This window comes from Escherichia sp. WS1265 (assembly GCF_046487585.1).
GTDB lineage: Bacteria > Pseudomonadota > Gammaproteobacteria > Enterobacterales > Enterobacteriaceae > Escherichia > Escherichia coli.
Genome location: NZ_JBJQJE010000007.1, coordinates 110,590 through 135,701, shown reverse-complemented (window position 1 = coordinate 135,701; position 25,112 = coordinate 110,590). Strand labels below are relative to the sequence as shown.

Annotated in this window: 25 protein-coding genes; 17 read left to right on the top strand and 8 right to left on the bottom strand. The window is 52.9% G+C overall.

Annotation, left to right across the window (positions count from 1 at the left end):
• Positions 1-70: 70 nt before the first annotated feature.
• The gene (gene ypfM / locus ACJHX3_RS09360) at positions 71-130 is read right to left on the bottom strand and encodes a protein YpfM (RefSeq protein ID WP_001386977.1); all 60 of its coding nucleotides are present in this window, start codon (positions 128-130) and stop codon (positions 71-73) included.
• Positions 131-511: 381 nt separating this feature from the next.
• Between ypfM and ACJHX3_RS09355 the strand changes: the two genes are divergently transcribed.
• Genes ACJHX3_RS09355 through ACJHX3_RS09345 form a run of 3 tightly spaced genes read left to right on the top strand, consistent with a single transcriptional unit; the run spans position 512 to position 2,227 of the window.
• Positions 512-868 (top strand): ArsC family reductase, encoded by a 357-nt coding sequence (locus ACJHX3_RS09355; RefSeq protein ID WP_000258247.1) that lies wholly within the window; start codon positions 512-514, stop codon positions 866-868.
• A 3-nt stretch (positions 869-871) separates the two neighbouring features.
• On the top strand, positions 872-1,999 hold the full coding sequence (gene dapE / locus ACJHX3_RS09350) for a succinyl-diaminopimelate desuccinylase (RefSeq protein ID WP_001277792.1): 1,128 nt from the start codon (positions 872-874) through the stop codon (positions 1,997-1,999).
• Between the two features lie 27 nt (positions 2,000-2,026).
• Entirely contained in the window at positions 2,027-2,227 is a 201-nt protein-coding gene (locus ACJHX3_RS09345; RefSeq protein WP_000383836.1) for a YpfN family protein, read from the top strand.
• Between the two features lie 80 nt (positions 2,228-2,307).
• On the opposite strand, the gene ypfH is transcribed toward ACJHX3_RS09345, so the two are convergent.
• The 6 genes from ypfH to dapA form a co-directional block, all read right to left on the bottom strand.
• Positions 2,308-3,006, bottom strand: a complete 699-nt coding sequence (gene ypfH / locus ACJHX3_RS09340) for an esterase (protein ID WP_000679814.1) — start codon at positions 3,004-3,006, stop codon at positions 2,308-2,310.
• Between the two features lie 85 nt (positions 3,007-3,091).
• Positions 3,092-5,095: a tRNA cytosine(34) acetyltransferase TmcA gene (tmcA, locus tag ACJHX3_RS09335; protein WP_087891229.1), complete on the bottom strand. Its 2,004-nt coding sequence runs from the start codon at positions 5,093-5,095 to the stop codon at positions 3,092-3,094.
• 14 nt (positions 5,096-5,109) lie between these two features.
• The gene (locus ACJHX3_RS09330) at positions 5,110-5,973 is read right to left on the bottom strand and encodes a neutral zinc metallopeptidase (protein WP_001267503.1); all 864 of its coding nucleotides are present in this window, start codon (positions 5,971-5,973) and stop codon (positions 5,110-5,112) included.
• A gap of 167 nt (positions 5,974-6,140) precedes the next feature.
• A complete protein-coding gene (purC, locus tag ACJHX3_RS09325) occupies positions 6,141-6,854 on the bottom strand; it encodes a phosphoribosylaminoimidazolesuccinocarboxamide synthase (protein ID WP_001295467.1) in 714 nt (237 codons plus the stop codon).
• Positions 6,855-7,066: 212 nt separating this feature from the next.
• Complete coding sequence (gene bamC, locus ACJHX3_RS09320) at positions 7,067-8,101, bottom strand: outer membrane protein assembly factor BamC (RefSeq protein ID WP_001297320.1); 1,035 nt, start codon at positions 8,099-8,101, stop codon at positions 7,067-7,069.
• 16 nt (positions 8,102-8,117) lie between these two features.
• Complete coding sequence (gene dapA, locus ACJHX3_RS09315; protein WP_001295469.1) at positions 8,118-8,996, bottom strand: 4-hydroxy-tetrahydrodipicolinate synthase; 879 nt, start codon at positions 8,994-8,996, stop codon at positions 8,118-8,120.
• A gap of 145 nt (positions 8,997-9,141) precedes the next feature.
• Between dapA and ACJHX3_RS09310 the strand changes: the two genes are divergently transcribed.
• The 14 genes from ACJHX3_RS09310 (at position 9,142) to focB (ending at position 23,979) form a co-directional block, all read left to right on the top strand.
• Positions 9,142-9,714, top strand: coding sequence for a glycine cleavage system transcriptional repressor (locus ACJHX3_RS09310; RefSeq protein WP_000176187.1), 573 nt, complete (start codon positions 9,142-9,144; stop codon positions 9,712-9,714).
• Positions 9,714-10,184 (top strand): thioredoxin-dependent thiol peroxidase, encoded by a 471-nt coding sequence (gene bcp / locus ACJHX3_RS09305; protein ID WP_001068682.1) that lies wholly within the window; start codon positions 9,714-9,716, stop codon positions 10,182-10,184. Before ACJHX3_RS09310 ends, bcp begins: the two co-directional genes overlap by 1 nt.
• 252 nt (positions 10,185-10,436) lie before the next feature.
• The gene (gene hyfA / locus ACJHX3_RS09300) at positions 10,437-11,054 is read left to right on the top strand and encodes a hydrogenase 4 subunit HyfA (protein WP_001366628.1); all 618 of its coding nucleotides are present in this window, start codon (positions 10,437-10,439) and stop codon (positions 11,052-11,054) included.
• On the top strand, positions 11,054-12,985 hold the full coding sequence (locus ACJHX3_RS09295; RefSeq protein WP_094308044.1) for a hydrogenase-4 subunit B: 1,932 nt from the start codon (positions 11,054-11,056) through the stop codon (positions 12,983-12,985). The genes hyfA and ACJHX3_RS09295 overlap by 1 nt, the downstream gene beginning before the upstream one ends.
• Before the next feature lie 10 nt (positions 12,986-12,995).
• Positions 12,996-13,943 (top strand): hydrogenase 4 subunit HyfC, encoded by a 948-nt coding sequence (gene hyfC, locus ACJHX3_RS09290; protein WP_094308045.1) that lies wholly within the window; start codon positions 12,996-12,998, stop codon positions 13,941-13,943.
• A gap of 16 nt (positions 13,944-13,959) precedes the next feature.
• Positions 13,960-15,399 (top strand): hydrogenase 4 subunit HyfD, encoded by a 1,440-nt coding sequence (gene hyfD / locus ACJHX3_RS09285; protein WP_094308046.1) that lies wholly within the window; start codon positions 13,960-13,962, stop codon positions 15,397-15,399.
• An 11-nt stretch (positions 15,400-15,410) separates the two neighbouring features.
• Complete coding sequence (gene hyfE / locus ACJHX3_RS09280) at positions 15,411-16,061, top strand: hydrogenase 4 membrane subunit (protein ID WP_000147991.1); 651 nt, start codon at positions 15,411-15,413, stop codon at positions 16,059-16,061.
• 4 nt (positions 16,062-16,065) lie between these two features.
• Positions 16,066-17,646, top strand: a complete 1,581-nt coding sequence (gene hyfF / locus ACJHX3_RS09275) for a hydrogenase 4 subunit F (protein ID WP_094321838.1) — start codon at positions 16,066-16,068, stop codon at positions 17,644-17,646.
• Positions 17,636-19,351, top strand: coding sequence for a hydrogenase 4 catalytic subunit HyfG (hyfG, locus tag ACJHX3_RS09270; RefSeq protein WP_094308048.1), 1,716 nt, complete (start codon positions 17,636-17,638; stop codon positions 19,349-19,351). Before hyfF ends, hyfG begins: the two co-directional genes overlap by 11 nt.
• 9 nt (positions 19,352-19,360) lie before the next feature.
• Complete coding sequence (gene hyfH / locus ACJHX3_RS09265; RefSeq protein WP_000916072.1) at positions 19,361-19,906, top strand: hydrogenase 4 subunit H; 546 nt, start codon at positions 19,361-19,363, stop codon at positions 19,904-19,906.
• Entirely contained in the window at positions 19,903-20,661 is a 759-nt protein-coding gene (gene hyfI, locus ACJHX3_RS09260) for a hydrogenase 4 catalytic subunit HyfI (RefSeq protein ID WP_000075547.1), read from the top strand. The genes hyfH and hyfI overlap by 4 nt, the downstream gene beginning before the upstream one ends.
• A complete protein-coding gene (hyfJ, locus tag ACJHX3_RS09255; protein WP_000796790.1) occupies positions 20,654-21,067 on the top strand; it encodes a hydrogenase 4 assembly chaperone HyfJ in 414 nt (137 codons plus the stop codon). Before hyfI ends, hyfJ begins: the two co-directional genes overlap by 8 nt.
• Positions 21,068-21,096: 29 nt before the next feature.
• On the top strand, positions 21,097-23,109 hold the full coding sequence (gene hyfR, locus ACJHX3_RS09250; protein WP_042028722.1) for a DNA-binding transcriptional regulator HyfR: 2,013 nt from the start codon (positions 21,097-21,099) through the stop codon (positions 23,107-23,109).
• Positions 23,110-23,130: 21 nt separating this feature from the next.
• Positions 23,131-23,979, top strand: a complete 849-nt coding sequence (focB, locus tag ACJHX3_RS09245; RefSeq protein ID WP_024044374.1) for a formate transporter FocB — start codon at positions 23,131-23,133, stop codon at positions 23,977-23,979.
• 36 nt (positions 23,980-24,015) lie between these two features.
• Here focB and ACJHX3_RS09240 read toward each other — a convergent pair whose 3' ends face one another.
• Positions 24,016-25,077, bottom strand: coding sequence for an AI-2E family transporter (locus ACJHX3_RS09240; RefSeq protein WP_000892044.1), 1,062 nt, complete (start codon positions 25,075-25,077; stop codon positions 24,016-24,018).
• Positions 25,078-25,112: the final 35 nt, after the last annotated feature.

Sequence of the window (25,112 nt, the reverse complement as noted above, 5' to 3'; positions counted from 1 at the left end):
TCGCCTTTTTCAACTTTCCGATTAAGAACTTGCTCAGCAGGTTCTTGCTTTTTGTACTTTGTCTCAGGAATTACTTACGAAGCATAACTTCGATAAAGTCTTTCCAGTTCCCCAGTTCACGTTCAATCATAACAACCTCTCTTATAATTATGGGTATTCTACGGAAACAATATACCGTGGTGAAGCTAATTTACTCGATTGCTGCGATGACTACCTCCGGGGGGACAAATCTTATGTAAATACTATGGTCCTGCGGTGATGATTTGTATGTGATACACAGCAACATTTCGAGATATTCATACGGCATCTAATACTGATTTAATTCTGGTTAAAATACAGACAGATAACAAGATGAATATTCTTAATGTTTACGTTAAAAATGTTTAATATTATTTAATAGTTGTTAATTTGAATACTTCGATAATGTTATATTTCCTGATAATCATTTGCAGGCAAAATGTTTTCACCCTTAAATGAGTATTTATTCTCATAAATCGAAAAAGGATTCATTATGGTTACACTTTACGGTATCAAAAATTGTGACACCATTAAAAAGGCTCGCCGTTGGCTGGAAGCCAATAACATCGACTATCGTTTTCATGATTACCGCGTCGATGGGCTGGACAGCGAATTATTGAACGGTTTTATCAACGAATTAGGCTGGGAAGCGTTACTCAACACCCGTGGTACAACCTGGCGTAAACTGGACGAAACCACCCGCAATAAAATCACTGATGCGGCCTCTGCGGCGGCATTAATGACTGAAATGCCTGCAATTATCAAACGTCCATTGCTCTGCGCGCCTGGTAAGCCTATGCTGCTGGGTTTTAGTGATTCCAGTTATCAGCAATTTTTCCATGAGGTGTAGTCTATGTCGTGCCCGGTTATTGAGCTGACACAACAGCTTATTCGCCGCCCTTCCCTGAGTCCTGATGACGCAGGATGTCAGGCTTTGTTGATTGAACGTTTGCAGGCGATCGGTTTTACCGTTGAACGCATGGATTTTGCCGATACGCAGAATTTTTGGGCATGGCGTGGGCAAGGTGAAACGTTGGCCTTTGCCGGGCATACCGACGTGGTGCCGCCTGGCGACGCCGATCGTTGGATCAATCCGCCGTTTGAACCCACCATTCGTGATGGCATGTTATTCGGGCGCGGTGCGGCAGATATGAAAGGCTCGCTGGCAGCGATGGTGGTAGCGGCAGAACGCTTTGTCGCACAACATCCCAACCATGCAGGTCGACTGGCATTTCTGATCACTTCTGATGAAGAAGCCAGTGCCCATAACGGTACGGTAAAAGTCGTCGAAGCGTTGATGGCACGTAATGAGCGTCTCGATTACTGCCTGGTTGGCGAACCGTCGAGTATCGAAGTGGTAGGTGATGTGGTGAAAAATGGTCGTCGCGGATCGTTAACCTGCAACCTCACCATTCATGGCGTGCAGGGGCATGTTGCCTACCCACATCTGGCTGACAATCCGGTACATCGCGCAGCACCTTTCCTTAATGAATTAGTGGCTATTGAGTGGGATCAGGGCAATGAATTCTTCCCGGCGACCAGTATGCAGATTGCCAATATTCAGGCGGGAACGGGCAGTAACAACGTTATTCCGGGTGAACTGTTTGTGCAGTTTAACTTCCGCTTCAGCACCGAACTGACTGATGAGATGATCAAAGCGCAGGTACTTGCCCTGCTTGAAAAACATCAACTGCGTTATACGGTGGAATGGTGGCTTTCCGGGCAGCCATTTTTGACCGCGCGCGGTAAACTGGTGGATGCGGTCGTTAACGCGGTTGAGCACTATAATGAAATTAAACCGCAGCTACTGACCACAGGCGGAACGTCCGACGGGCGCTTTATTGCCCGCATGGGGGCGCAGGTGGTGGAACTCGGGCCGGTCAATGCCACTATTCATAAAATTAATGAATGTGTGAACGCTGCCGACCTGCAGCTACTTGCCCGTATGTATCAACGTATCATGGAACAGCTCGTCGCCTGATGAGTGGTTCTGCAAGAGGAAATAAGCATGGACTGGCTGGCTAAATATTGGTGGATTCTGGTGATTGTCTTTTTGGTAGGCGTCCTGCTGAACGTGATTAAAGATCTCAAGCGCGTCGACCATAAGAAATTTCTCGCCAACAAGCCGGAGCTTCCCCCGCATCGTGATTTCAACGATAAGTGGGACGATGACGACGACTGGCCGAAAAAGGATCAACCGAAGAAGTAAGCTGAGCGGCCGGATAAGGCGTTCACGCCACATCCGGCCATGATGCCTGATACAGTCTTATCAGGCCTACCCGGTTATTATTACATCATTTCAATCACATCATCATTGCCAGGCTTACCGCCACTTAGCGCTTCGTCGAAATAATGTTTCGGAATGGTATAACGCAAGTGATCCAGGGCAAATTGCATACTGCGATTGTCGATCGCATGGCCTAAATCCTCCACGATATCCAGCGTCACGTCACCACCGGCACTGATTAACGCTTCCTGCGCCGCAACCGCATGCGCCAGATCGATAACCGGATCTTCACCACCATGAATCAAGTGAATTGTCGTGGCTGTAGACGCGGTTTCCGGCAGACTGGCATAGCGTCCGTTAAAGGCAATGACGCGCGAAGCAAGGCCCGGTTCGGCTTTAATGCTCTCCAGCGCCATAATCGCGCCTTGAGAGAAACCGATTAGTGCCGTGGCGTTAGCCCCTACTCCGCTCTGTTTCTGCCAGTATCGCACCGTCTCAATAAACGTCGGCATGATGGCATCCACACGCGCCTGGCGATTATCTTCCGTAATACCCTGCACCGAAAACCACTGACGCCCCGCCGGATTACCGCTCGGCTCCGCGCCTCCGACACTCACCACCAGCGCATCAGGAAATAGCGGCGCAAACCAGCTGCCTATTTCCCCCATTGCCACCGGGTTATCCCCGACACCGTGGAAAAGCAGTAACAACTGTTGCGCAGGTTTATCCGGGCTTTGAACAACAAAATGGTCATGTTTCATGGCGAACTCCTTAACTGATGTCATTAATTTTACGCCGCTGACTCACAATGACCATGGGAGAAAATTGAAGGAGTCAGTGAAAAAATTACCATTGCGTTATGCGATCGCGCAAACGCTCAGTGCGAACATCATTAAGTGCGAACAGCGCCTGCGCGGCTTCTTCGCGTTGACGGACCAGTAACAGCTTACGGCCTGAAAGTTTAAGTGTGGTACATAACTGCGCGTCACTGGCGTTTTTCTGTAAACGCCCACGCAGCGCCGGTAATGCCAGTTCGCTGGTTTGTAACAGACGCATTAAGCAACCTAACGACGTTAATAGCGGACGATGAGCGAAAGCAAAACCGGCCAGTTCAAGCCAGTCGTCGTCAGAAAGGACGGCATCGTTTAGTGGATCAACAGGGAGCGTTTCGCCATTCCACTGCGCGAGAGCTTGCGCATCGCGACGTAAACGGTAATGCTCACGTTCAGCCAGCTGTTTACCCGCATCACTCATCGGTAACAGCGCCATCGCCGTATAGCAACCGCTGCTGGCTTCACGATGATTACCCATTCGCACCAGCACAAAACCGCAGCGTTGCCAGAAACGCCATAACTCCCTGGTGTAACCAAAACTCACTGAAAGATAGTCGAGGTCATGCGTATATTGCAAAGCACCAGCAATAAGTTGCCGCCCTGTGCCTTCCCGCTGACGAGCCGGATGAACTGCTATCCGGCTGACCCGCCGTCCGCGCAATGTCGCCGCCAGTGGATTGCTGCCGTGCGCCGCCAGCGACTGGGCCACCAGATTACCCCGCGGGCGACGAAAACCCGCCCATACCGCCTGACTGAGTTCTTGAGATAATCCGCCCTCATCCACCAGCCACAGCGCTCCGGCAATCTCGTTTTCGCCAGCCGCCTGTAAAAAATGTTGACCTGGTGCATCCATCATGCGGCGTAAATCCAGCGGCGAAGTCCGGTAGTGCGCACCAGACAATAATTGATAAACCTTTAACGGCGTTTCTGGCTCACTTCGCCATAACGTCTGTTCAAATGCGGCAATGACGATATTGCCTTGTGGTGTATGGGTGAAGTTTTCATCGTCAAACACCAGTGCCTCACTAACCATTTTTTCCAGCGGGCATCCCTGCGCCCAGCGGATCGGCTGTTGCAGTTCAAAACGGTGTAAATGCGGAAAGCGAGCGCAAAATTTCAGCAAAAAACCACGTCCGGTGCCTTCGTAGCCCTGCACCGTAGTGGTTAACAACGTTCGAGGAAAACGCGATACCAGTTGATGCAACAACGGCGCAGGTATGGCTGCGGCTTCATCGACCACCAGCCAGTCGGCTTGCTCATCGCTGGCTAACAAGGCATCCGGCGCAATAAAGCGAAACTTCTCGCCCGCAAATTGTGCCAGTACATCCGTTGCCGCTTTTGCGGGCGCGGTGACAATCGCACTACCCGCAATACGAGAAATGAGTTGCCCTGCCAGCGCCGATTTACCGCGCCCACGCGCAGCCGTTACCACCGCCACGCCCAATGGCATGGTCAGTAGCTGCTGTAAGAGTTGCTGTTGTTCTGGCTGTGGTGCGCCGGTCGCGGGGTGCCAGTCAGTACGGGGAGTAAAATGCGCCAACGTGAACGGCTGGTTCTGCCGCCAGAGGATAGCGTCGTTATTCGCCGTAAGTACGCGTTTGAGATGCTGGACAAAATGCGGCGTCGCAATAGGGTCAGGGCAATCACTCCAGCGCAGCGAGTCGGCATCAGGTTGGTTTTCCCACTCTTCCCATACAGGGAGTAACAACACCAGCCAGCTTCCCGCTTTCAACGTTCCGCTAAGTGCGGCAAAGGAAGCGGCATCAAAGCCGTGACGGGCGTCGAATACCGCATGCCGGAACTCGCGCCCAAGTAAAGTTTGTAGCGCCGAGGGAAAACAGTGGTTTTCAGCATCTGGCTGCGGCGAAATCCACAGCCAGTCGCCAGGTAAGGCATCACGCAACTTAAGCGCATGATCAAAACACCAACCCTCTTCCCCGCTCAACACCAGCAAGCGGCGGATCCCTTCACGTTTCATTTGCGCTGTTAATGTGTGAAGCGCAGTCAGTTCAGCCATCCCTGCCCCGGAAGTTAAATGCTTTTACCAAAAGTATTGCATTGTGCCGGATCACCGCTGTCGAAACCACGTTTAAACCAGCTGTAGCGTTGCTGAGAAGTGCCATGAGTGAAACTGTCTGGTACTACTCGCCCCTGACTTTGCTGTTGTAAACGGTCATCGCCGATGGCCTGCGCCGCGTTCAGCGCCTCTTCCAGATCGCCGGTTTCCAGAACGCCTTGCTGCTGCATACTATGCCCCCAGACACCAGCAAAACAGTCGGCCTGGAGTTCCATACGCACAGATAAGCGGTTCACTTCCGCCTGCGTCGCGTTTTGTTGCAGTTGACGAACTTTCGGCTCGATGCCTAACAGTTTCTGCACATGATGACCGACTTCATGGGCGATAACGTACCCCTGGGCAAAATCGCCATCCGCGCCAAGTTTGTCTTTCATTTCATCATAGAAGGAGAGATCGATATAAACCGTGCCATCCGCCGGGCAATAGAACGGTCCCATAATGGACTGGCCCGCCCCGCAGCCGGTGCGCGTCATTCCACGGTACATGACCAGCTTCGGTTGCTGATAGGTTTTACCCATCTTCTCGAATTGCTGTCCCCAGGTGTCTTCCGTGGTTGCCAGAATCACCGAAGTGAATTTTGCGGCTTCGTCTTCATTAGGACTAATTGACCGTGTTGATTGCTGTTGGGAAACCGGCTGTCCGGTCATCAACCCGGTTAAATCAACGCCATAGTAGCCTGCAACCAGCACGACTATCAGTAAAATCAGCCCGCCTTTACCGCTTGGCAGGCGAAAACCTGGACCGCCCATTGACGGACCACCAGAGCTGTTGCGCCTGTCTTCAACATTGTCACTTTCACGTCGCCCTTGCCAACGCATAGATACCTCAACAATATATTCATTATAGAAATGATCGTAGGTGGTTCAGAGGAAGATTACCACAGGAAAGCGGGATGAAATGGCGGAGGAATGAGCGTTCAATGCACATCTTCCGAGAGCGGTTGTCTTGCCGTGCCAGCTGCACGGCAAGATGATGAACAGAAAAATCAGTCCAGCTGTACACCCAGGCGGCGGGCGACGGCTTCATAGGCTTCGATCAGGCCACCGAGGCTCTGGCGGAAACGGTCTTTGTCCATTTTCTCCAGCGTTTCTTTGTCCCACAGGCGGCTACCGTCCGGGGAGAACTCATCGCCCAGTACCACTTCACCTTTGTACAGGCCAAACTCCAGTTTAAAGTCGACCAAAATCAGACCAGCATCATCGAACAGTTTTTTCAGCACGTCGTTCGCTTTGTAGGTCAGCTCTTTCATACGCGCCAGGTTCTCTTTGCTCACCCAGCCAAAGGTTTCGCAGTAAGATTCGTTGACCATCGGATCGTGCATGGCGTCGTTTTTCAGGAACAGATCGAACAGCGGCGGGTTCAGCTCAATACCTTCTTCGATTCCAAGACGTTTCACCAGAGAGCCAGCAGCACGGTTACGCACGACACACTCAACCGGCACCATATCCAGCTTTTTGACCAGACATTCGGTATCGGAGAGCAGACGCTCCATTTGAGTCGGGATACCCGCTTCAGCCAGTTTGCTCATAATGAAGTAGTTGAACTTGTTGTTCACCATACCTTTGCGATCAAACTGCTCAATGCGCGCGCCATCCCCTGCTGACGTATCATTGCGGAATTCGAGCACCAACAGGTCCGGGTTTTCCGTGCTGTATACGGTTTTCGCTTTACCACGATACAACTCAGCTTGCTTTTGCATCTTTATCACTCCTGGGTGTGAATTAACGTTTTAAAATCTTTTGCTGTCTGGTGTGCCGGATGTTTTGTCAGATGCGGCAAGAACGCCTTATCCGACCTACGTCCGACAAACAAATTTTGTGCGAATTACCGCTAAAATCGCATTTTTCTGCCGACGCACACGTTTGCGTATCATATCAGAAAAAAGGGCCGGATGACTCCAGCCCTGTATTTTTACTTGCTAAACGCAGCCTGGAAGACAGCTACCAGCGCGTCGTTCTGACTCTGAGTCAGAGTATGACCTTTCGGATCGATGAACTGTAGGCTGCTGCGGTTATCTAAATCGCCAACCTGCAGTTTATAGTCACCGGATGCCAGGCCTGGATCGCTCGCGCCCAGTTCCTGCCAGTCGCTGTCAGACAGCGGCTTGTAAGTTACGGCCATGTTGCCCTGCGAACGGGTGCTGTCGGTCACTTTCATGCCCACTTTTTCCAGCGCCGCTGGCAGACGTTGCCAAACCACATTGAACGGCCCGCGTACGACCAGCATTGGTAAACCGGTGTCATCAGCTGCACTTTGTACGTCCATAGTGGTGGAGGCACGATTTTGCGCAGCGTTCGCGGCGTCAGTGGCAGATTTATCCAGACCGGCGGAAATAACGTTCATCATCTCCGTGCTGTAACGCTGCATGGAAGCCGCGTCTGCAACCGGTTTGCCCGCCTGTTCCAGGTTCAGCAGTTTAACCGTAACCGCCTGCTGATAACCCTGCGGCTTAACAGAGATTTGATAACGACCACGATACTGCTCGTCTTCGTCCAGACGGTTCCATTGTACCCAATCGGTGGTCAGTGTCTGACCAGCATCATCACGTTGGGTGATGGTGTAGTTTTTCGCCTGCAGCACGCTAACCACCTGCGGCCACAGAGTATTGCCACGACCATTTTCCACCAGCAATGAAGCGGTATCGCCCGTGAACTGGGTACGCGCGCCAGAAACCAGTGCCAGCGGCTGGGCTGGTGGACGAATGTCCAGCGCCTTACCGACAGCACCACTACCGTTGGTCACCGGGATTGCATAATCACCGGAGGTCACCGGCAAAATCATTCCAGCCGGGGCATGAAGCTCCGCAAGCGGTGCCGCTTCCAGGTAGGCTTCATCACCACTGACCTGACGCTTATAGCGTGAGTCAGAACTACAGGCAGCGAGTAATAAAACAAGCGAAACACCCGCAACCTTTGCCAGGCGCGACTTTTGAACAGAGTAAGCCATCAAATCTCCCTAAACTTTACAGCAAACCGGCATGCTTAAGCGCCGCTCTGACCGTCTCACGACCACTGTCGGTGATTGGTGTCATTGGCAGGCGCAGCGTATCGGTCGCCACAAGACCCAGTTCCTTACATGCCCATTTCACCGGGATTGGATTGGGTTCGACAAATAGTTTGTTGTGTAATGGCATCAGACGCTGATTAATAACGCGTGCCTCGGCAAAATGCCCTTCTGCTGCCAGTTTGCACATCTGGGCCATATCACGCGCTGCGACGTTAGCCGTAACGGAAATAACCCCATGACCGCCTAATTGCATGAAGTCCAGCGCGCTCGCATCATCGCCGCTCAGCAGAACAAAATCATCTGAAACCAGCTCTTTGATCTGGTTTACACGCGTTAAGTTCCCTGTTGCCTCTTTGATTCCGATAATATTTTTTACTTTCGCCAGACGGCCCACCGTTTCCGGGAGCAGATCGCAGCCAGTACGGGACGGCACATTATACAGAATTTGCGGCAGGTCAGTATGCTCAGCGATGGCTTTGAAATGCTGATACAAACCTTCTTGCGACGGACGATTGTAGTAAGGGGTTACCGTCAGGCAGCCGACGATACCACTGTCATTGAAGCGCTGCGTCAGGCTAATGGCTTCCGCAGTAGCGTTAGCGCCGGTTCCGGCAATCACCGGAATGCGCCCGTCAGCCAGCTCCAGCGTCATCATCACCACATCAGCATGTTCGTCATGATTTAAGGTAGCGGACTCGCCAGTGGTGCCAACAGAAACGATCGCCGAAGTACCGCTGGCGACATGATAATCAATCAGTTTTTTCAAGCTAGCCCGACAGACATTACCTTTTTCATCCATCGGAGTAACAATCGCGACAATACTTCCCGTGAACATGGGCCATCCTCTGTGCAAACAAGTGTCTCAATGGTACGTTTGGTATGGCATTAAAAGCAAGCAGACAGAACCGTTCTGATTGTTGTATGCATGTTTTTTTTATGCTTTCCTTAAGAACAACTCACCCCTTAAAGGAATAACCAGTTTGACACTGTCATCGCAACATTATCTGGTGATCACTGCGTTGGGTGCCGATCGCCCTGGAATTGTGAACACCATCACCCGTCATGTCAGTAGTTGCGGCTGTAATATTGAAGACAGTCGCCTGGCGATGCTGGGAGAAGAGTTCACGTTTATCATGCTGCTTTCCGGTTCATGGAATGCCATTACTCTGATTGAATCAACGTTACCGTTGAAAGGTGCCGAGCTGGATCTTTTAATCGTGATGAAGCGCACGACGGCGCGTCCGCGTCCGCCAATGCCAGCATCTGTCTGGGTTCAGGTCGATGTGGCAGACTCCCCGCATTTAATTGAACGCTTCACAGCACTTTTCGACGCGCATCATATGAACATTGCGGAGCTGGTGTCGCGCACGCAACCTGCTGAAAATGAACGGGCTGCGCAGTTGCATATTCAGATAACCGCCCACAGCCCCGCATCTGCGGACGCAGCAAATATTGAGCAAGCGTTCAAAGCCCTATGTACAGAACTCAATGCACAAGGCAGTATTAACGTCGTCAATTATTCCCAACATGATGAACAGGATGGAGTTAAGTAATGAATCCACTGAAAGCCGGTGATATCGCACCGAAATTTAGCTTGCCGGATCAAGACGGAGAACAAGTTAATTTGACCGACTTCCAGGGACAGCGTGTTCTGGTTTATTTCTACCCGAAAGCCATGACCCCCGGCTGTACCGTACAGGCCTGCGGCTTACGCGATAACATGGATGAGTTGAAAAAAGCGGGCGTTGATGTGCTGGGTATCAGCACCGATAAACCCGAAAAACTCTCCCGTTTTGCGGAAAAAGAGCTGCTTAACTTTACACTCCTGTCTGATGAGGACCACCAGGTGTGCGAACAATTCGGCGTCTGGGGTGAAAAGTCCTTCATGGGCAAAACCTACGATGGTATTCATCGCATCAGCTTCCTGATTGACGCTGATGGCAAAATCGAACATGTCTTTGACGATTTCAAAACCAGCAATCACCACGACGTTGTGCTGAACTGGCTGAAAGAACACGCCTGATTCCTTTGCTCCATTCCGTGCTGGCTGCGCTTGCGGTCAGCATACCTCACTTCTCGTGATCAAGATCACATTCTCCCTTTCCCCTGCGACACGGGTGTCGAATCCATTTATTGCTGAACGTTAATGACCATCATTTTTGTACCGTTCAGAATCCAGTTAACACATAACTTATTGAATATACTAAATTAATCAGACTGGCATCCTTTATGCAATATGAAATGCAATGTTTCATATCATTTTCAAGGAGCCGACATGAACCGCTTTGTGGTGGCCGAACCACTGTGGTGTACAGGATGTAATACCTGTCTCGCTGCCTGTTCGGACGTGCATAAAACGCAAGGTTTACAGCAACACCCGCGCCTGGCCCTGGCGAAGACGTCAACACTCACTGCCCCTGTCGTGTGTCATCACTGTGAGGAAGCCCCTTGCCTGCAGGTCTGCCCGGTCAATGCCATCTCCCAGAGGGATGATGCGATCCAACTCAACGAAAGCCTCTGTATAGGCTGCAAGCTTTGTGCCGTGGTCTGCCCATTTGGCGCAATCAGCGCTTCAGGAAGCCGTCCGGTGAATGCCCCTGCGCAATATGTTTTTCAGGCTGAGGGCTCACTCAAAGACGGAGAAGTAAACGCGCCGACCCAACATGCTTTGCTGCGCTGGGAACCGGGTGTCCAGACCGTCGCGGTGAAATGCGACCTGTGTGATTTCTTGCCAGAAGGTCCGGCCTGCGTTCGCGCTTGCCCGAATCAGGCGTTACGGCTGATCACCGACGATAGCCTGCAACGTCAGATGAAAGAAAAACAGCGCCTTGCCGCAAGCTGGTTTGCCAATGGCGGGGAGGATCCCCTTTCCCTCACTCAGGAGCAACGCTAATGGATGCCCTGCAATTATTAACCTGGTCGCTGATCCTCTATCTGTTTGCCAGTCTGGTTTCGCTGTTTTTACTCGGTCTGGACAGACTGGCTATTAAGCTTTCCGGCATCACATCGCTGGTGGGTGGCGTGATTGGCATCATCAGCGGAATTACGCATTTACATGCAGGCGTAACTTTAGTCGCCCGTTTTGCCACGCCTTTTGACTTTGCCGATTTAACCCTACGAATGGATAGCCTCTCGGCATTTATGGTGCTGGTTATCTCCTTGCTGGTGGTGGTTTGTTCTCTCTATTCATTGACTTATATGCGCGAATACGAGGGCAAAGGCGCGGCGGCGATGGGCTTCTTTATGAATCTTTTCATCGCATCGATGGTTGCCCTGCTGGTGATGGACAACGCTTTTTGGTTCATCGTGCTGTTTGAAATGATGTCGCTGTCTTCCTGGTTTCTGGTCATTGCCAGGCAGGATAAAACGTCGATCAACGCTGGCATGCTCTACTTTTTTATCGCCCACGCCGGATCGGTGCTGATAATGATCGCCTTCTTGCTGATGGGGCGCGAAAGCGGCAGCCTCGATTTTGCCAGTTTCCGCACGCTTTCACTTTCTCCGGGGCTGGCGTCGGCGGTGTTCCTGCTGGCCTTTTTCGGTTTTGGCGCGAAAGCCGGGATGATGCCGTTGCACAGCTGGTTGCCGCGCGCTCACCCTGCCGCACCATCGCACGCTTCGGCGTTGATGTCTGGCGTAATGGTCAAAATCGGTATTTTCGGCATCCTGAAAGTAGCGATGGATCTGCTGGCGGAACAGGATATCAAACGGCTGCTGGCCTGGAGTACCGTCGAAAACGTCGGCATTATTTTGCTGGCGGTCGGTGTGGCGATGGTCGGTCTGTCACTGCACGACCCGCTGCTCACCGTTGTTGGACTGCTCGGCGCGCTGTTTCATCTGCTCAACCATGCGCTGTTCAAAGGGCTGCTGTTTCTCGGCGCGGGTGCGATTATTTCGCGTTTGCATACCCACGACATGGAAAAAATGGGGGCACTGGCGAAACGTATGCCGTGGACAGCCGCAGCATGCCTGATTGGTTGCCTCGCGATATCAGCCATTCCTCCGCTGAATGGTTTTATCAGCGAATGGTACACCTGGCAGTCGCTGTTCTCACTAAGTCGTGTGGAAGCCGTAGCGCTACAACTTGCGGGTCCTATTGCTATGGTGATGCTGGCAGTCACTGGTGGGCTGGCAGTAATGTGCTTCGTCAAAATGTACGGTATTACTTTTTGTGGAGCGCCGCGCAGTACACACGCTGAAGAGGCACAGGAAGTGCCAAATACGATGATCGTCGCCATGCTACTGCTCGCGGCACTCTGCGTATTCATTGCGCTTAGTGCCAGTTGGCTGGCACCGAAGATAATGCATATTGCCCATGCGTTTACCAATACCCCTCCCGTCACTGTCGCCAGCGGAATAGCACTTGTACCCGGCACGTTTCATACACGGGTCACTCCCTCATTACTGTTGCTGTTACTACTGGCGATGCCTTTGCTGCCTGGCCTTTACTGGCTGTGGTGTCGTTCGCGCCGCGCAGCGTTTCGTCGCACAGGAGATGCCTGGGCATGCGGCTACGGCTGGGAAAATGCGATGGCCCCGTCAGGCAATGGCGTGATGCAGCCGCTGCGTGTGGTCTTTTGTGCGCTATTTCGTCTACGACAACAGCTCGACCCTACGCTGAGGCTAAATAAAGGTCTTGCGCACGTCACCGCCAGGGCTCAGAGCACAGAATCCTTCTGGGATGAGCGGGTGATCCGCCCCATCGTGAGCGCCACCCAACGGCTGGCCAAAGAAATACAGCATCTGCAAAGCGGCGACTTTCGTCTCTATTGCCTGTATGTGGTTGCCGCACTGGTTGTGCTGCTAATCGCTATTGCCGTCTAAGGAAATCACCATGAGACAAACTCTTTGCGACGGATATCTGGTCATTTTTGCGTTAGCACAGGCCGTGATTCTGCTGATGCTAACCCCGCTTTTTACGGGTATTTCCCGGCAGATACGCGCGCGAATGCACTCCCGCCGCGGACCGGGGATCTGGCAGGATTATCGCGATATCCACAAACTGTTTAAACGCCAGGAAGTTGCGCCGACATCTTCAGGTCTGATGTTCCGCCTGATGCCGTGGGTATTAATCAGCAGCATGCTGGTGCTGGCGATGGCCCTACCACTATTTATTACCGTTTCCCCTTTTGCGGGCGGCGGCGATCTGATCACCCTTATCTATCTTCTTGCCCTGTTTCGTTTTTTCTTTGCTCTTTCCGGGCTGGATACCGGAAGCCCCTTTGCGGGAGTCGGTGCCAGTCACGAGTTGACGCTCGGCATTCTGGTCGAACCCATGCTCATTCTCTCACTGCTGGTATTGGCGCTGATAGCGGATTCCACGCATATCGAGATGATCAGCAAGACGCTGGCGACGGGCTGGAACTCGCCGCTAACTACCGTACTGGCGTTACTGGCCTGTGGTTTTGCCTGCTTCATTGAGATGGGAAAAATTCCCTTTGATGTTGCTGAAGCAGAACAGGAATTACAGGAAGGCCCGCTGACCGAATATTCCGGTGCCGGGCTGGCGCTGGCGAAATGGGGGCTGGGGCTGAAACAGGTCGTGATGGCAGCACTGTTTGTGGCCCTGTTTCTGCCCTTTGGGCGCGCGCAAGAACTTTCTCTCGCCTGCCTGCTGACTTCACTTGTCGTTACGCTGCTCAAGGTTTTGCTGATTTTTGTTCTGGCCTCTATCGCAGAAAACACGCTGGCACGCGGGCGTTTTTTACTCATTCACCATGTGACCTGGCTTGGCTTCAGCCTTGCTGCGCTTGCCTGGGTCTTCTGGTTAACCGGTCTGTAAGGAGCACTGACGGAATATGGAAAATCTTGCTCTGACGACGTTAATGCTGCCTTTTATCGGCGCACTGGTCGTTTCGTTTTCGCCACAACGTCGGGCCGCCGAATGGGGGATTTTGTTCGCCGCGCTGACCACGCTGTGCATGTTGTCGCTGATCTCCGCGTTTTATCAGGCCGATAAAGTTGCCGTCACGTTGACGTTGGTCAACGTGGGGGATGTGGCGTTGTTTGGCCTGGTCATTGATCGCGTGAGTACGCTGATTCTGTTTGTGGTGGTGTTCCTCGGTTTGCTGGTCACGATCTACTCCACGGGTTATCTGACGGATAAAAATCGCGAACACCCGCATAACGGCACGAATCGTTATTACGCATTTTTGCTGGTGTTTATCGGCGCGATGGCGGGACTGGTACTCTCCTCGACGCTGCTCGGTCAGTTGTTGTTTTTTGAAATTACGGGCGGCTGCTCCTGGGCGTTGATCAGTTATTACCAGAGCGATAAAGCGCAGCGTTCAGCACTAAAAGCGTTGCTTATTACCCATATCGGTTCGTTGGGGTTGTATCTTGCCGCCGCCACGCTGTTTTTGCAGACCGGAACGTTTGCGCTTAGCGCGATGAACGAGTTACACGGCGATGCACGTTATCTGGTTTATGGCGGCATCCTGTTTGCCGCGTGGGGGAAATCGGCCCAGCTACCGATGCAAGCGTGGCTACCGGATGCAATGGAAGCGCCAACACCGATCAGCGCCTATCTCCACGCCGCATCGATGGTGAAAGTGGGCGTTTACATTTTTGCCCGCGCCATTATCGACGGCGGCAATATCCCGCATGTGATTGGCGGCGTTGGCATGGTCATGGCACTGGTCACCATTCTTTACGGCTTCCTGATGTATTTGCCACAGCAGGATATGAAGCGGTTGCTGGCCTGGTCGACCATCACTCAACTTGGCTGGATGTTCTTCGGCTTGTCGCTCTCCATCTTCGGCTCGCGGCTGGCACTGGAGGGCAGCATCGCCTACATCGTCAACCACGCGTTCGCTAAAAGCCTATTTTTCCTTGTAGCAGGTGCGCTGAGTTACAGCTGCGGCACGCGCTTGTTGCCGCGTCTGCGTGGCGTATTGCACACCCTGCCGTTGCCTGGCGTGGGTTTCTGCGTGGCAGCGCTGGCAATTACCGGCGTGCCGCCATTCAACGGCTTCTTCAGTAAATTCCCGCTGTTTGCTGCCGGTTTTGCGTTGTCAGTGGAGTACTGGATCCTGCTGCCCGCCATGATTCTGCTGATGATTGAATCGGTCGCCAGTTTCGCCTGGTTTATTCGCTGGTTTGGTCGCGTCGTGCCTGGCAAACCGAGCGAGGCCGTCGCCGATGCCGCACCGCTGCCAGGATCAATGCGCCTGGTGTTGATTGTACTGATTGTGATGTCGCTGATTTCCAGCGTAATCGCCGCGACCTGGTTGCAGTAAGGAGATGATGAATGACCGGTTCTATGATCGTAAATAATCTGGCGGGACTGATGATGCTGACATCGCTGTTTGTGATTAGCGTCAAAAGCTATCGCCTGTCATGCGGATTTTACGCCTGCCAGTCGCTGGTGCTGGTGTCTATTTTCGCCACTCTCTCGTGCCTGTTCGCCGCAGAGCAACTGCTGATCTGGTCCGCCAGCGCCTTTATCACCAAAGTGCTGCTGGTACCGTTAATCATGACTTACGCTGCACGAAATATTCCCCAGAACATCCCGGAAAAAGCGTTATTCGGTCCGGCAATGATGACACTGCTCGCGGCGTTAATTGTCCTGCTTTGCGCATTTGTCGTTCAGCCCGTGAAGCTACCGATGGCTACCGGGCTGAAACCGGCGCTGGCGGTAGCGTTAGGTCATTTTCTGCTTGGCCTGCTATGCATTGTCAGCCAGCGCAATATCCTGCGGCAAATTTTTGGTTACTGCCTGATGGAAAACGGCTCCCATCTGGTGCTGGCGCTTCTTGCCTGGCGGGCACCGGAACTGGTGGAAATTGGTATCGCTACCGACGCCATCTTCGCCGTCATTGTGATGGTGTTACTGGCAAGAAAAATATGGCGTACCCACGGCACGCTGGACGTGAACAACTTGACCGCGCTGAAGGGATAATGAGATGAGTTATTCTGTGATGTTCGCTTTACTCCTGCTCACGCCGCTGCTTTTTTCGCTGCTCTGTTTTGCCTGCCGGAAACGGGGGCTCTCTGCGACTTGTACGGTGACTGTATTACATAGCTTAGGGATCACACTGCTGCTGATTCTGGCACTCTGGGTGGTCCAAACTGCCGCTGATGCGGGAGAAATATTCGCTGCGGGACTGTGGCTTCACATTGATGGTCTGGGCGGTTTGTTCCTCGCCATTCTTGGTGTGATTGGCTTTCTCACCGGTGTTTACTCGATTGGCTACATGCGTCATGAAGTGGCACACGGCGAGCTTTCACCCGTTACGCTGTGCGATTACTACGGTTTCTTCCATCTGTTTTTGTTCACCATGCTGCTGGTTGTTACCAGCAATAACCTGATTGTGATGTGGGCGGCAATTGAAGCCACCACCTTAAGCTCGGCGTTTCTGGTAGGCATTTACGGTCAGCGTTCATCGCTGGAAGCTGCATGGAAGTACATCATTATTTGTACTGTTGGTGTCGCTTTTGGTCTGTTCGGTACCGTGCTGGTATACGCCAACGCCGCCAGCGTTATGCCGCAGGCAGAAATGGCGATATTCTGGAGCGAGGTTCTTAAGCAATCGTCCTTGCTTGACCCAACATTAATGCTGTTGGCCTTTGTGTTTGTGCTAATTGGCTTTGGCACCAAAACCGGGCTATTCCCCATGCACGCCTGGCTGCCAGATGCTCACAGTGAAGCGCCGAGTCCGGTCAGCGCCCTGCTCTCCGCCGTATTGCTGAACTGCGCGCTGTTGGTGCTTATTCGCTATTACATCATTATTTGCCAGGCCATCGGCAGCGATTTCCCCAACCGGTTGTTGCTCATCTTCGGCATGTTGTCGGTTGCCGTGGCGGCATTTTTCATTCTGGTACAGCGGGACATTAAGCGTCTGCTGGCGTACTCCAGCGTGGAGAACATGGGACTGGTCGCGGTGGCGTTAGGCATTGGCGGGCCGCTGGGAATTTTTGCCGCGCTGCTGCACACCTTAAACCACAGTCTGGCCAAAACGCTGTTGTTCTGCGGTTCCGGCAATGTACTGCTCAAGTACGGCACGCGCGATCTCAACGTCGTCTGTGGGATGCTCAAAATCATGCCATTTACCGCCGTGTTGTTTGGCGGCGGTGCGCTGGCGCTGGCCGGGATGCCGCCCTTCAACATTTTTCTTAGCGAATTTATGACCGTTACCGTCGGACTGGCTCGTAATCACCTGTTGATTATCGTCCTGCTGTTATTGCTGTTAACGCTGGTGCTGGCGGGCCTGGTACGGATGGCTGCGCGGGTGTTAATGGCGAAACCGCCGCAGGCCGTTAACCGGGGTGAACTTGGCTGGTTGACCACCTCGCCAATGGTGATTCTGCTGGTCATGATGCTGGCGATGGGAACGCATATTCCACAACCTGTCATCAGGATCCTGGCGGGCGCTTCCACTATAGTCCTCTCAGGGACGCACGACCTGCCTGCACAACGTAGCACCTGGCATGATTTTTTGCCTTCAGGCACCGCATCTGTTTCGGAGAAACACAGTGAACGTTAATTCATCGTCAAATCGTGGCGAAGCGATTCTCGCCGCCCTGAAAACGCAGTTCCCCGGCGCGGTGCTGGATGAAGAGCGACAAACGCCTGAACAGGTCACCATTACGGTGAAAATCAATCTGCTGCCTGACGTTGTGCATTATCTTTATTATCAACATGATGGCTGGCTTCCGGTCCTGTTTGGCAACGACGAGCGGACACTTAACGGTCATTACGCGGTTTATTATGCCCTTTCTATGGAACGGGCCGAAAAATGCTGGATCGTGGTGAAGGCACTGGTCGATGCCGACAGTCGGGAGTTTCCGTCAGTCACACCGCGCGTCCCTGCCGCGGTCTGGGGCGAGCGAGAAATTCGCGATATGTACGGGCTGATTCCGGTTGGCCTGCCGGATCAGCGTCGGCTGGTGTTGCCCGATGACTGGCCGGAAGATATGCATCCGCTGCGCAAAGACGCGATGGATTATCGACTGCGCCCAGAACCGACGACTGATACCGAAACGTATCCGTTTATCAACGAGGGCAACAGCGATGCGCGGGTGATCCCTGTCGGCCCGCTGCATATCACCTCCGATGAACCAGGTCACTTCCGCTTGTTTGTGGATGGCGAGCAAATTGTCGATGCTGATTACCGCCTGTTTTATGTCCATCGCGGCATGGAGAAACTGGCAGAAACGCGGATGGGCTACAACGAAGTGACCTTCTTATCCGACCGCGTGTGTGGGATTTGCGGTTTTGCCCACAGTGTGGCCTATACCAACTCGGTTGAAAATGCACTGGGGATTGAGGTGCCGCAACGAGCGCATACTATTCGCTCGATTCTGCTGGAAGTCGAACGGCTGCATAGTCATTTGCTCAACCTTGGCCTCTCCTGCCATTTTGTTGGATTTGATACCGGCTTTATGCAATTTTTCCGCGTGCGGGAAAAGTCGATGACGATGGCGGAATTGCTGACCGGGTCGCGTAAAACCTACGGTCTGAATCTGATTGGTGGTGTTCGCCGCGATATTCTCAAAGAGCAACGTCTGCAAACGCTGAAACTGGTGCGCGAGATGCGCGCCGACGTGTCGGAGCTGGTAGAGATGCTGCTTGCCACGCCGAATATGGAACAACGCACTCAGGGCATTGGCATTCTCGACCGACAAATCGCCCGTGATTATAGCCCTGTCGGGCCGCTGATCCGCGGCAGTGGTTTTGCCCGTGATTTGCGCTTTGATCACCCCTACGCCGACTACGGCAATATTCCCAAAACGCTGTTTACCTTTACCGGCGGCGATGTCTTCTCCCGCGTGATGGTCCGTGTCAAAGAGACGTTTGATTCGCTGGCAATGCTGGAATTTGCCCTCGACAACATGCCGGATACCCCACTGCTGACCGAAGGCTTTAGCTATAAACCTCACGCATTCGCGCTGGGCTTTGTTGAAGCGCCACGTGGTGAAGACGTGCACTGGAGCATGCTCGGTGATAACCAAAAATTGTTCCGCTGGCGCTGTCGTGCCGCCACCTACGCCAACTGGCCAGTGCTGCGTTACATGCTGCGCGGCAATACCGTTTCTGACGCACCGCTGATTATCGGTAGCCTTGATCCCTGCTACTCCTGTACCGACCGTGTGACGCTGGTTGATGTGCGCAAGCGCCAGTCAAAAACCGTGCCGTATAAAGAGATCGAACGCTACGGCATTGATCGTAACCGTTCGCCGCTGAAGTAAGGACAGAAGATGCTGAAGTTACTGAAAACTATTATGCGCGCCGGAACCGCGACGGTGAAATATCCCTTCGCGCCACTGGAGGTCAGCCCAGGCTTTCGCGGGAAACCGGACCTGATGCCCAGCCAATGTATTGCCTGCGGTGCCTGCGCTTGTGCTTGTCCGGCAAATGCGCTGACTATCCAGACCGACGACCAGCAAAATACGCGCACCTGGCAGCTCTATCTGGGGCGTTGTATTTACTGCGGACGTTGTGAAGAAGTGTGCCCGACCAGAGCCATTCAGCTTACCAATAACTTTGAACTGACCGTCACCAATAAAGCCGATCTCTATACCCGCGCGACGTTCCATCTACAACGTTGCAGCCGTTGCGAACGCCCGTTTGCCCCGCAAAAAACCGTCGCACTGGCTGCAGAACTGTTGGCACAGCAACAAAATGCACCACAAAACCGCGAAATGTTACGGGCGCAAGCGAGCGTCTGCCCGGAATGCAAACAGCGCGCGACGCTGATCAACGACGACACAGATGAACCGCTGGTGGCTAAGGAGCAGCTATGAGTCCAGTGCTTACGCAACATGTCAGCCAGCCCATCACGCTGGACGAGCAAACGCAAAAGATGAAGCAGCATTTGCTACAGGATATCCGTCGCTCGGCTTACGTTTATCGCGTCGATTGCGGCGGCTGTAACGCCTGCGAAATCGAAATTTTTGCCGCCATCACACCCGTATTCGACGCAGAACGTTTTGGCATTAAGGTTGTTTCATCACCGCGTCACGCCGATATTTTGTTATTTACTGGCGCAGTCACCCGGGCGATGCGTATGCCTGCACTTCGGGCATATGAGTCTGCCCCCGATCATAAAATCTGTGTTTCCTACGGCGCGTGTGGTGTCGGCGGCGGTATTTTCCACGATCTCTACAGCGTCTGGGGCGGCAGCGACACCATTGTCCCCATTGATGTTTGGATCCCCGGCTGCCCGCCAACACCGGCCGCCACCATTCACGGTTTCGCCGTGGCGCTCGGTTTGCTGCAACAGAAGATTCACGCTGTGGATTATCGCGATCCCACCGGGGTGACCATGCAACCGCTATGGCCGCAGATCCCGCCATCACAGCGTATCGCCATTGAGCGAGAAGCGAGGCGGCTGGCGGGCTATCGTCAGGGGCGAGAAATTTGCGATCGGCTCCTGCGCCATTTAAGCGACGATCCTACAGGAAATCGGGTTAACACCTGGTTGCGCGAAGCCGACGATCCGCGTCTCAATAGTATCGTTCAGCAACTCTTTCGCGTTCTCCGGGGGTTACATGGCTGAGGAGTGCGGGGAAATTGTTTTCTGGACGCTGCGAAAAAAATTTGTCGCCAGTAGCGACGAGATGCCGGAACACAGCTCCCAGGTAATGTATTACTCGTTGGCTATCGGTCATCACGTTGGCGTGATTGATTGTCTGAATGTCGCCTTCCGCTGCCCACAGACGGAATACGAAGATTGGCTTGCACAGGTCGAAGAGGAGCAAGCCCGACGTAAGATGCTGGGGGTGATGACCTTTGGTGAGATTGTTATTGACGCCAGCCACACCGCCCTGTTGACCCGGGCATTCGCGCCACTGGCAGATGACGCGACGTCGGCGTGGCAGGCGCGTAGCATTCAATTCATTCATCTGTTGGATGAAATTGTGCAGGAACCGGCCATCTATCTGATGGCCAGAAAAATTGCGTGAGAAGGATTTCTCATTAATAAGGACTGTTGATGGCTATGTCAGACGAGGCGATGTTTGCCCCGCCACAAGGAATAACAATTGAAGCGGTAAACGGAATGCTCGCGGAGCGGTTAGCACAGAAACACGGCAAGGCGTCTTTATTACGCGCCTTCATCCCGCTGCCGCCGCCGTTCAGCCCGGTACAACTTATTGAACTGCATGTTCTCAAAAGCAACTTCTATTACCGCTACCATGATGATGGCAGCGATGTGACGGCAACAACAGAGTATCAGGGCGAGATGGTCGATTATTCGCGTCACGCCGTCCTTCTCGGCAGTAGTGGAATGGCGGAGCTACGCTTTATTCGTACCCACGGCAGGCGTTTTACTCCCCAGGATTGCACACTGTTTAACTGGCTGGCACGCATTATCACCCCGGTTCTGCAATCATGGCTCAATGATGAAGAACAACAGGTGGCGCTGCGTTTGCTGGAGAAAGATCGCGATCATCATCGGGTACTGGTGGATATCACTAATGCAGTGCTGTCACATCTTGATCTCGACGATCTGATCGCTGACGTCGCTCGTGAGATCCATCATTTTTTCGGTCTGGCTTCAGTCAGTATGGTACTGGGCGATCATCGAAAGAACGAGAAGTTCAGCCTGTGGTGCAGCGATCTTTCTGCCTCACATTGTGCGTGTCTGCCACGCTGTATGCCTGGCGAAAGTGTATTGCTGACACAAACGCTACAAACCCGACAACCGACCTTGACGCACCGTGCAGACGATCTGTTTCTCTGGCAACGCGACCCGTTATTACACTTACTTGCATCTAACGGCTGCGAATCTGCGCTCCTTATACCGCTCACCTTTGGCAACCATACACCGGGCGCATTGTTGCTGGCGCATACCTCTTCCACTCTCTTTAGTGAGGAAAACTGCCAGCTACTACAACATATTGCCGATCGCATCGCTATTGCCGTTGGCAATGCCGATGCCTGGCGCAGCATGACCGATTTGCAGGAAAGCTTGCAGCAAGAAAACCACCAGCTTAGCGAGCAGCTCCTTTCGAATCTGGGCGTCGGTGACATTATCTATCAAAGCCAGGCAATGGAAGATTTGCTCCAGCAGGTAGATATTGTGGCGAAGAGCGACAGTACGGTGTTGATTTGTGGTGAAACCGGAACCGGCAAAGAGGTGATCGCCAGAGCGATCCATCAACTTAGCCCACGACGCGACAAGCCACTGGTCAAAATCAACTGCGCTGCCATCCCCGCCAGTCTTCTGGAAAGTGAGTTATTCGGTCATGACAAAGGGGCATTTACTGGTGCGATTAATACCCATCGTGGTCGTTTTGAAATTGCCGATGGCGGCACGTTGTTTCTCGATGAAATTGGCGATCTGCCGTTAGAACTTCAGCCTAAACTGCTGCGCGTATTGCAGGAACGGGAGATTGAGCGTCTCGGCGGGAGTAGAACGATCCCGGTAAATGTCAGAGTCATTGCCGCCACCAACCGTGATTTGTGGCAAATGGTTGAAGATCGCCAGTTTCGCAGCGATCTCTTTTATCGCCTGAATGTCTTCCCACTGGAACTGCCGCCACTGCGCGACCGTCCGGAAGATATCCCTCTTTTAGCAAAGCATTTCACGCAAAAAATGGCGCGCCATATGAATCGCGCAATTGACGCCATCCCGACCGAGGCGCTACGCCAGTTGATGTCGTGGGACTGGCCGGGCAACGTGCGCGAGCTGGAAAACGTGATTGAGCGAGCGGTACTACTGACTCGCGGTAACAGTCTGAATTTACATCTTAATGTCCGACAAAGCCGTTTACTGCCGACGCTAAATGAAGATTCAGCGCTTCGCAGTTCAATGGCGCAGTTGCTGCACCCGACGACGCCAGAGAATGACGAAGAAGAACGTCAGCGCATTGTTCAGGTATTGCGAGAAACCAATGGCATTGTTGCCGGGCCCCGTGGCGCGGCGACGCGATTAGGGATGAAGCGCACCACGCTGCTGTCACGAATGCAGCGGCTGGGGATCTCGGTTCGCGAGGTGTTGTAATCTGTTTTTGCAGGAGTATGCATGAGAAACAAACTCTCTTTCGACTTGCAGTTGAGCGCCAGAAAAGCGGCAATCGCTGAACGGATTGCCGCCCATAAAATTGCCCGCAGTAAAGTGTCGGTCTTTTTAATGGCGATGTCCGCTGGCGTGTTTATGGCGATCGGATTTACTTTTTACCTTACCGTTATCGCCGATGCCCCGTCTTCACAGGCATTAACCCATCTGGTGGGCGGCCTTTGCTTTACACTTGGCTTTATTTTGCTGGCGGTTTGCGGCACCAGCCTGTTCACCTCGTCGGTAATGACGGTAATGGCAAAAAGTCGGGGCGTTATTAGTTGGCGAACATGGCTGATTAATGCACTTCTGGTGGCCTGCGGTAATCTGGCAGGTATTGCCTGTTTCAGTTTGTTAATCTGGTTTTCCGGGCTGGTGATGAGTGAAAACGCGATGTGGGGAGTCGCGGTTTTACACTGCGCCGAGGGCAAAATGCATCATACATTTACTGAATCAGTCAGCCTCGGCATTATGTGCAATCTGATGGTTTGCCTGGCGCTGTGGATGAGTTATTGCGGACGTTCGTTATGCGACAAAATCGTCGCCATGATTTTGCCCATCATCCTGTTTGTCGCCAGTGGCTTTGAGCACTGTATCGCCAATTTGTTTGTGATTCCGTTTGCCATTGCCATTCGCCATTTCGCCCCTACCTCCTTCTGGCAACTGGCGCACAGTAGCGCAGACAATTTTCCGGCACTGACGGTCAGCCATTTTATTACCGCCAATCTGCTCCCGGTGATGCTGGGTAATATTATCGGCGGTGCAGTGCTGGTGAGTATTTGTTATCGGGCTATTTATTTACGTCAGGAACCCTAAAAATCAGCCCGGCGAAACAGTTCGTCGGGCTGAAGATTATTCTTGCGCGATTTGCCCATCGGGCCAGGCGTGAATCACGGCTTTGATCAGCGTCGCCAATGGAATGGCGAAGAATACGCCCCAGAATCCCCACAAACCACCGAAGATCACCACCGATAAAATAATGACCAGCGGATGCAGGTTAACTGCTTCGGAGAACAACACAGGTACTAACAGGTTGCCGTCCAGCGCCTGAATGATCAGATACACCGCGAAGCAGCTCCAGAATTCCGTGCCAGCACCAAACTGGAATAGCGCCACGCCAACCACCGGAATGGTCACCACAAATGCACCAATGTACGGAATAAGTACCGAGAAGCCGACCAGCACCGCCAGCAGCAGCGAATAGTTCAGCCCGAAGAGTAAGAATCCCAGCCAGGTGGCAATCCCCACCACGATCATCTCCAGCACTTTGCCGCGGATATAGTTGGTGATTTGTTGATTCATCTCCTTCCACACCTGTCCTGCCAGTCCACGGTTACGTGGCAGCACCCGGCGAACGGCGTTCAGCATCTGCTCTTTGTCTTTCAGCAGGAAGAAGACCATCAATGGCACCAGCACCAGATAGACAGCTATGGTCAGCAAACCGACCAGCGAGGCGAGGGAAATTTTCACCACCGAATCGCCCATGGTCAGCATCCGACTACGCATATTTTCTGCCATTGCATCAATAATGCCCGCATCCATTAACGCCGGATAGCGGCGCGGCAACGTGGCGGCAAAGTCAGAAAGCTTATTGAGCATCCCCGGCATATCGCGGATTAAGTAGATGCCCTGCTGCCAGGCGATAGGCAGTACCACAAACGCCATCAGTAGCAATATACCGACGAAAACCACCAATACAATCGACGTCGCCCAGCGGCGGGAGCAGCCAATAGATTGCAGGCGCACGGTTGGCCATTCCAGCAAATAGGCCAGCACAATAGCCACCAGCAACGGAGCAAGCAGGCCACTAAAGAAAAAGATAATGCCAAATCCGGCAACTAAAATAACCAGCAAGGCAATCGCTTCCGGGTCGCTAAAACGGCGGCGATACCATTGCATCAACATTTCGAGCATAAAGACCTTCCCTGAACCTCAAGAGCGGGATTGCG

What these genes read in the sequence shown, in the direction of transcription:
- ACJHX3_RS09355 (WP_000258247.1), top strand. Translation starts at nt 512, where the DNA reads ATGGTTACACTTTACGGTATCAAAAATTGTGACACCATTAAAAAGGCT.
- dapE (WP_001277792.1), top strand. Translation starts at nt 872, where the DNA reads ATGTCGTGCCCGGTTATTGAGCTGACACAACAGCTTATTCGCCGCCCT.
- ACJHX3_RS09345 (WP_000383836.1), top strand. Translation starts at nt 2,027, where the DNA reads ATGGACTGGCTGGCTAAATATTGGTGGATTCTGGTGATTGTCTTTTTG.
- ypfH (WP_000679814.1), bottom strand. Translation starts at nt 3,006, where the DNA reads ATGAAACATGACCATTTTGTTGTTCAAAGCCCGGATAAACCTGCGCAA.
- tmcA (WP_087891229.1), bottom strand. Translation starts at nt 5,095, where the DNA reads ATGGCTGAACTGACTGCGCTTCACACATTAACAGCGCAAATGAAACGT.
- ACJHX3_RS09330 (WP_001267503.1), bottom strand. Translation starts at nt 5,973, where the DNA reads ATGCGTTGGCAAGGGCGACGTGAAAGTGACAATGTTGAAGACAGGCGC.
- purC (WP_001295467.1), bottom strand. Translation starts at nt 6,854, where the DNA reads ATGCAAAAGCAAGCTGAGTTGTATCGTGGTAAAGCGAAAACCGTATAC.
- bamC (WP_001297320.1), bottom strand. Translation starts at nt 8,101, where the DNA reads ATGGCTTACTCTGTTCAAAAGTCGCGCCTGGCAAAGGTTGCGGGTGTT.
- dapA (WP_001295469.1), bottom strand. Translation starts at nt 8,996, where the DNA reads ATGTTCACGGGAAGTATTGTCGCGATTGTTACTCCGATGGATGAAAAA.
- bcp (WP_001068682.1), top strand. Translation starts at nt 9,714, where the DNA reads ATGAATCCACTGAAAGCCGGTGATATCGCACCGAAATTTAGCTTGCCG.
- hyfA (WP_001366628.1), top strand. Translation starts at nt 10,437, where the DNA reads ATGAACCGCTTTGTGGTGGCCGAACCACTGTGGTGTACAGGATGTAAT.
- ACJHX3_RS09295 (WP_094308044.1), top strand. Translation starts at nt 11,054, where the DNA reads ATGGATGCCCTGCAATTATTAACCTGGTCGCTGATCCTCTATCTGTTT.
- hyfC (WP_094308045.1), top strand. Translation starts at nt 12,996, where the DNA reads ATGAGACAAACTCTTTGCGACGGATATCTGGTCATTTTTGCGTTAGCA.
- hyfD (WP_094308046.1), top strand. Translation starts at nt 13,960, where the DNA reads ATGGAAAATCTTGCTCTGACGACGTTAATGCTGCCTTTTATCGGCGCA.
- hyfE (WP_000147991.1), top strand. Translation starts at nt 15,411, where the DNA reads ATGACCGGTTCTATGATCGTAAATAATCTGGCGGGACTGATGATGCTG.
- hyfF (WP_094321838.1), top strand. Translation starts at nt 16,066, where the DNA reads ATGAGTTATTCTGTGATGTTCGCTTTACTCCTGCTCACGCCGCTGCTT.
- hyfH (WP_000916072.1), top strand. Translation starts at nt 19,361, where the DNA reads ATGCTGAAGTTACTGAAAACTATTATGCGCGCCGGAACCGCGACGGTG.
- hyfI (WP_000075547.1), top strand. Translation starts at nt 19,903, where the DNA reads ATGAGTCCAGTGCTTACGCAACATGTCAGCCAGCCCATCACGCTGGAC.
- hyfJ (WP_000796790.1), top strand. Translation starts at nt 20,654, where the DNA reads ATGGCTGAGGAGTGCGGGGAAATTGTTTTCTGGACGCTGCGAAAAAAA.
- hyfR (WP_042028722.1), top strand. Translation starts at nt 21,097, where the DNA reads ATGGCTATGTCAGACGAGGCGATGTTTGCCCCGCCACAAGGAATAACA.
- focB (WP_024044374.1), top strand. Translation starts at nt 23,131, where the DNA reads ATGAGAAACAAACTCTCTTTCGACTTGCAGTTGAGCGCCAGAAAAGCG.
- ACJHX3_RS09240 (WP_000892044.1), bottom strand. Translation starts at nt 25,077, where the DNA reads ATGCTCGAAATGTTGATGCAATGGTATCGCCGCCGTTTTAGCGACCCG.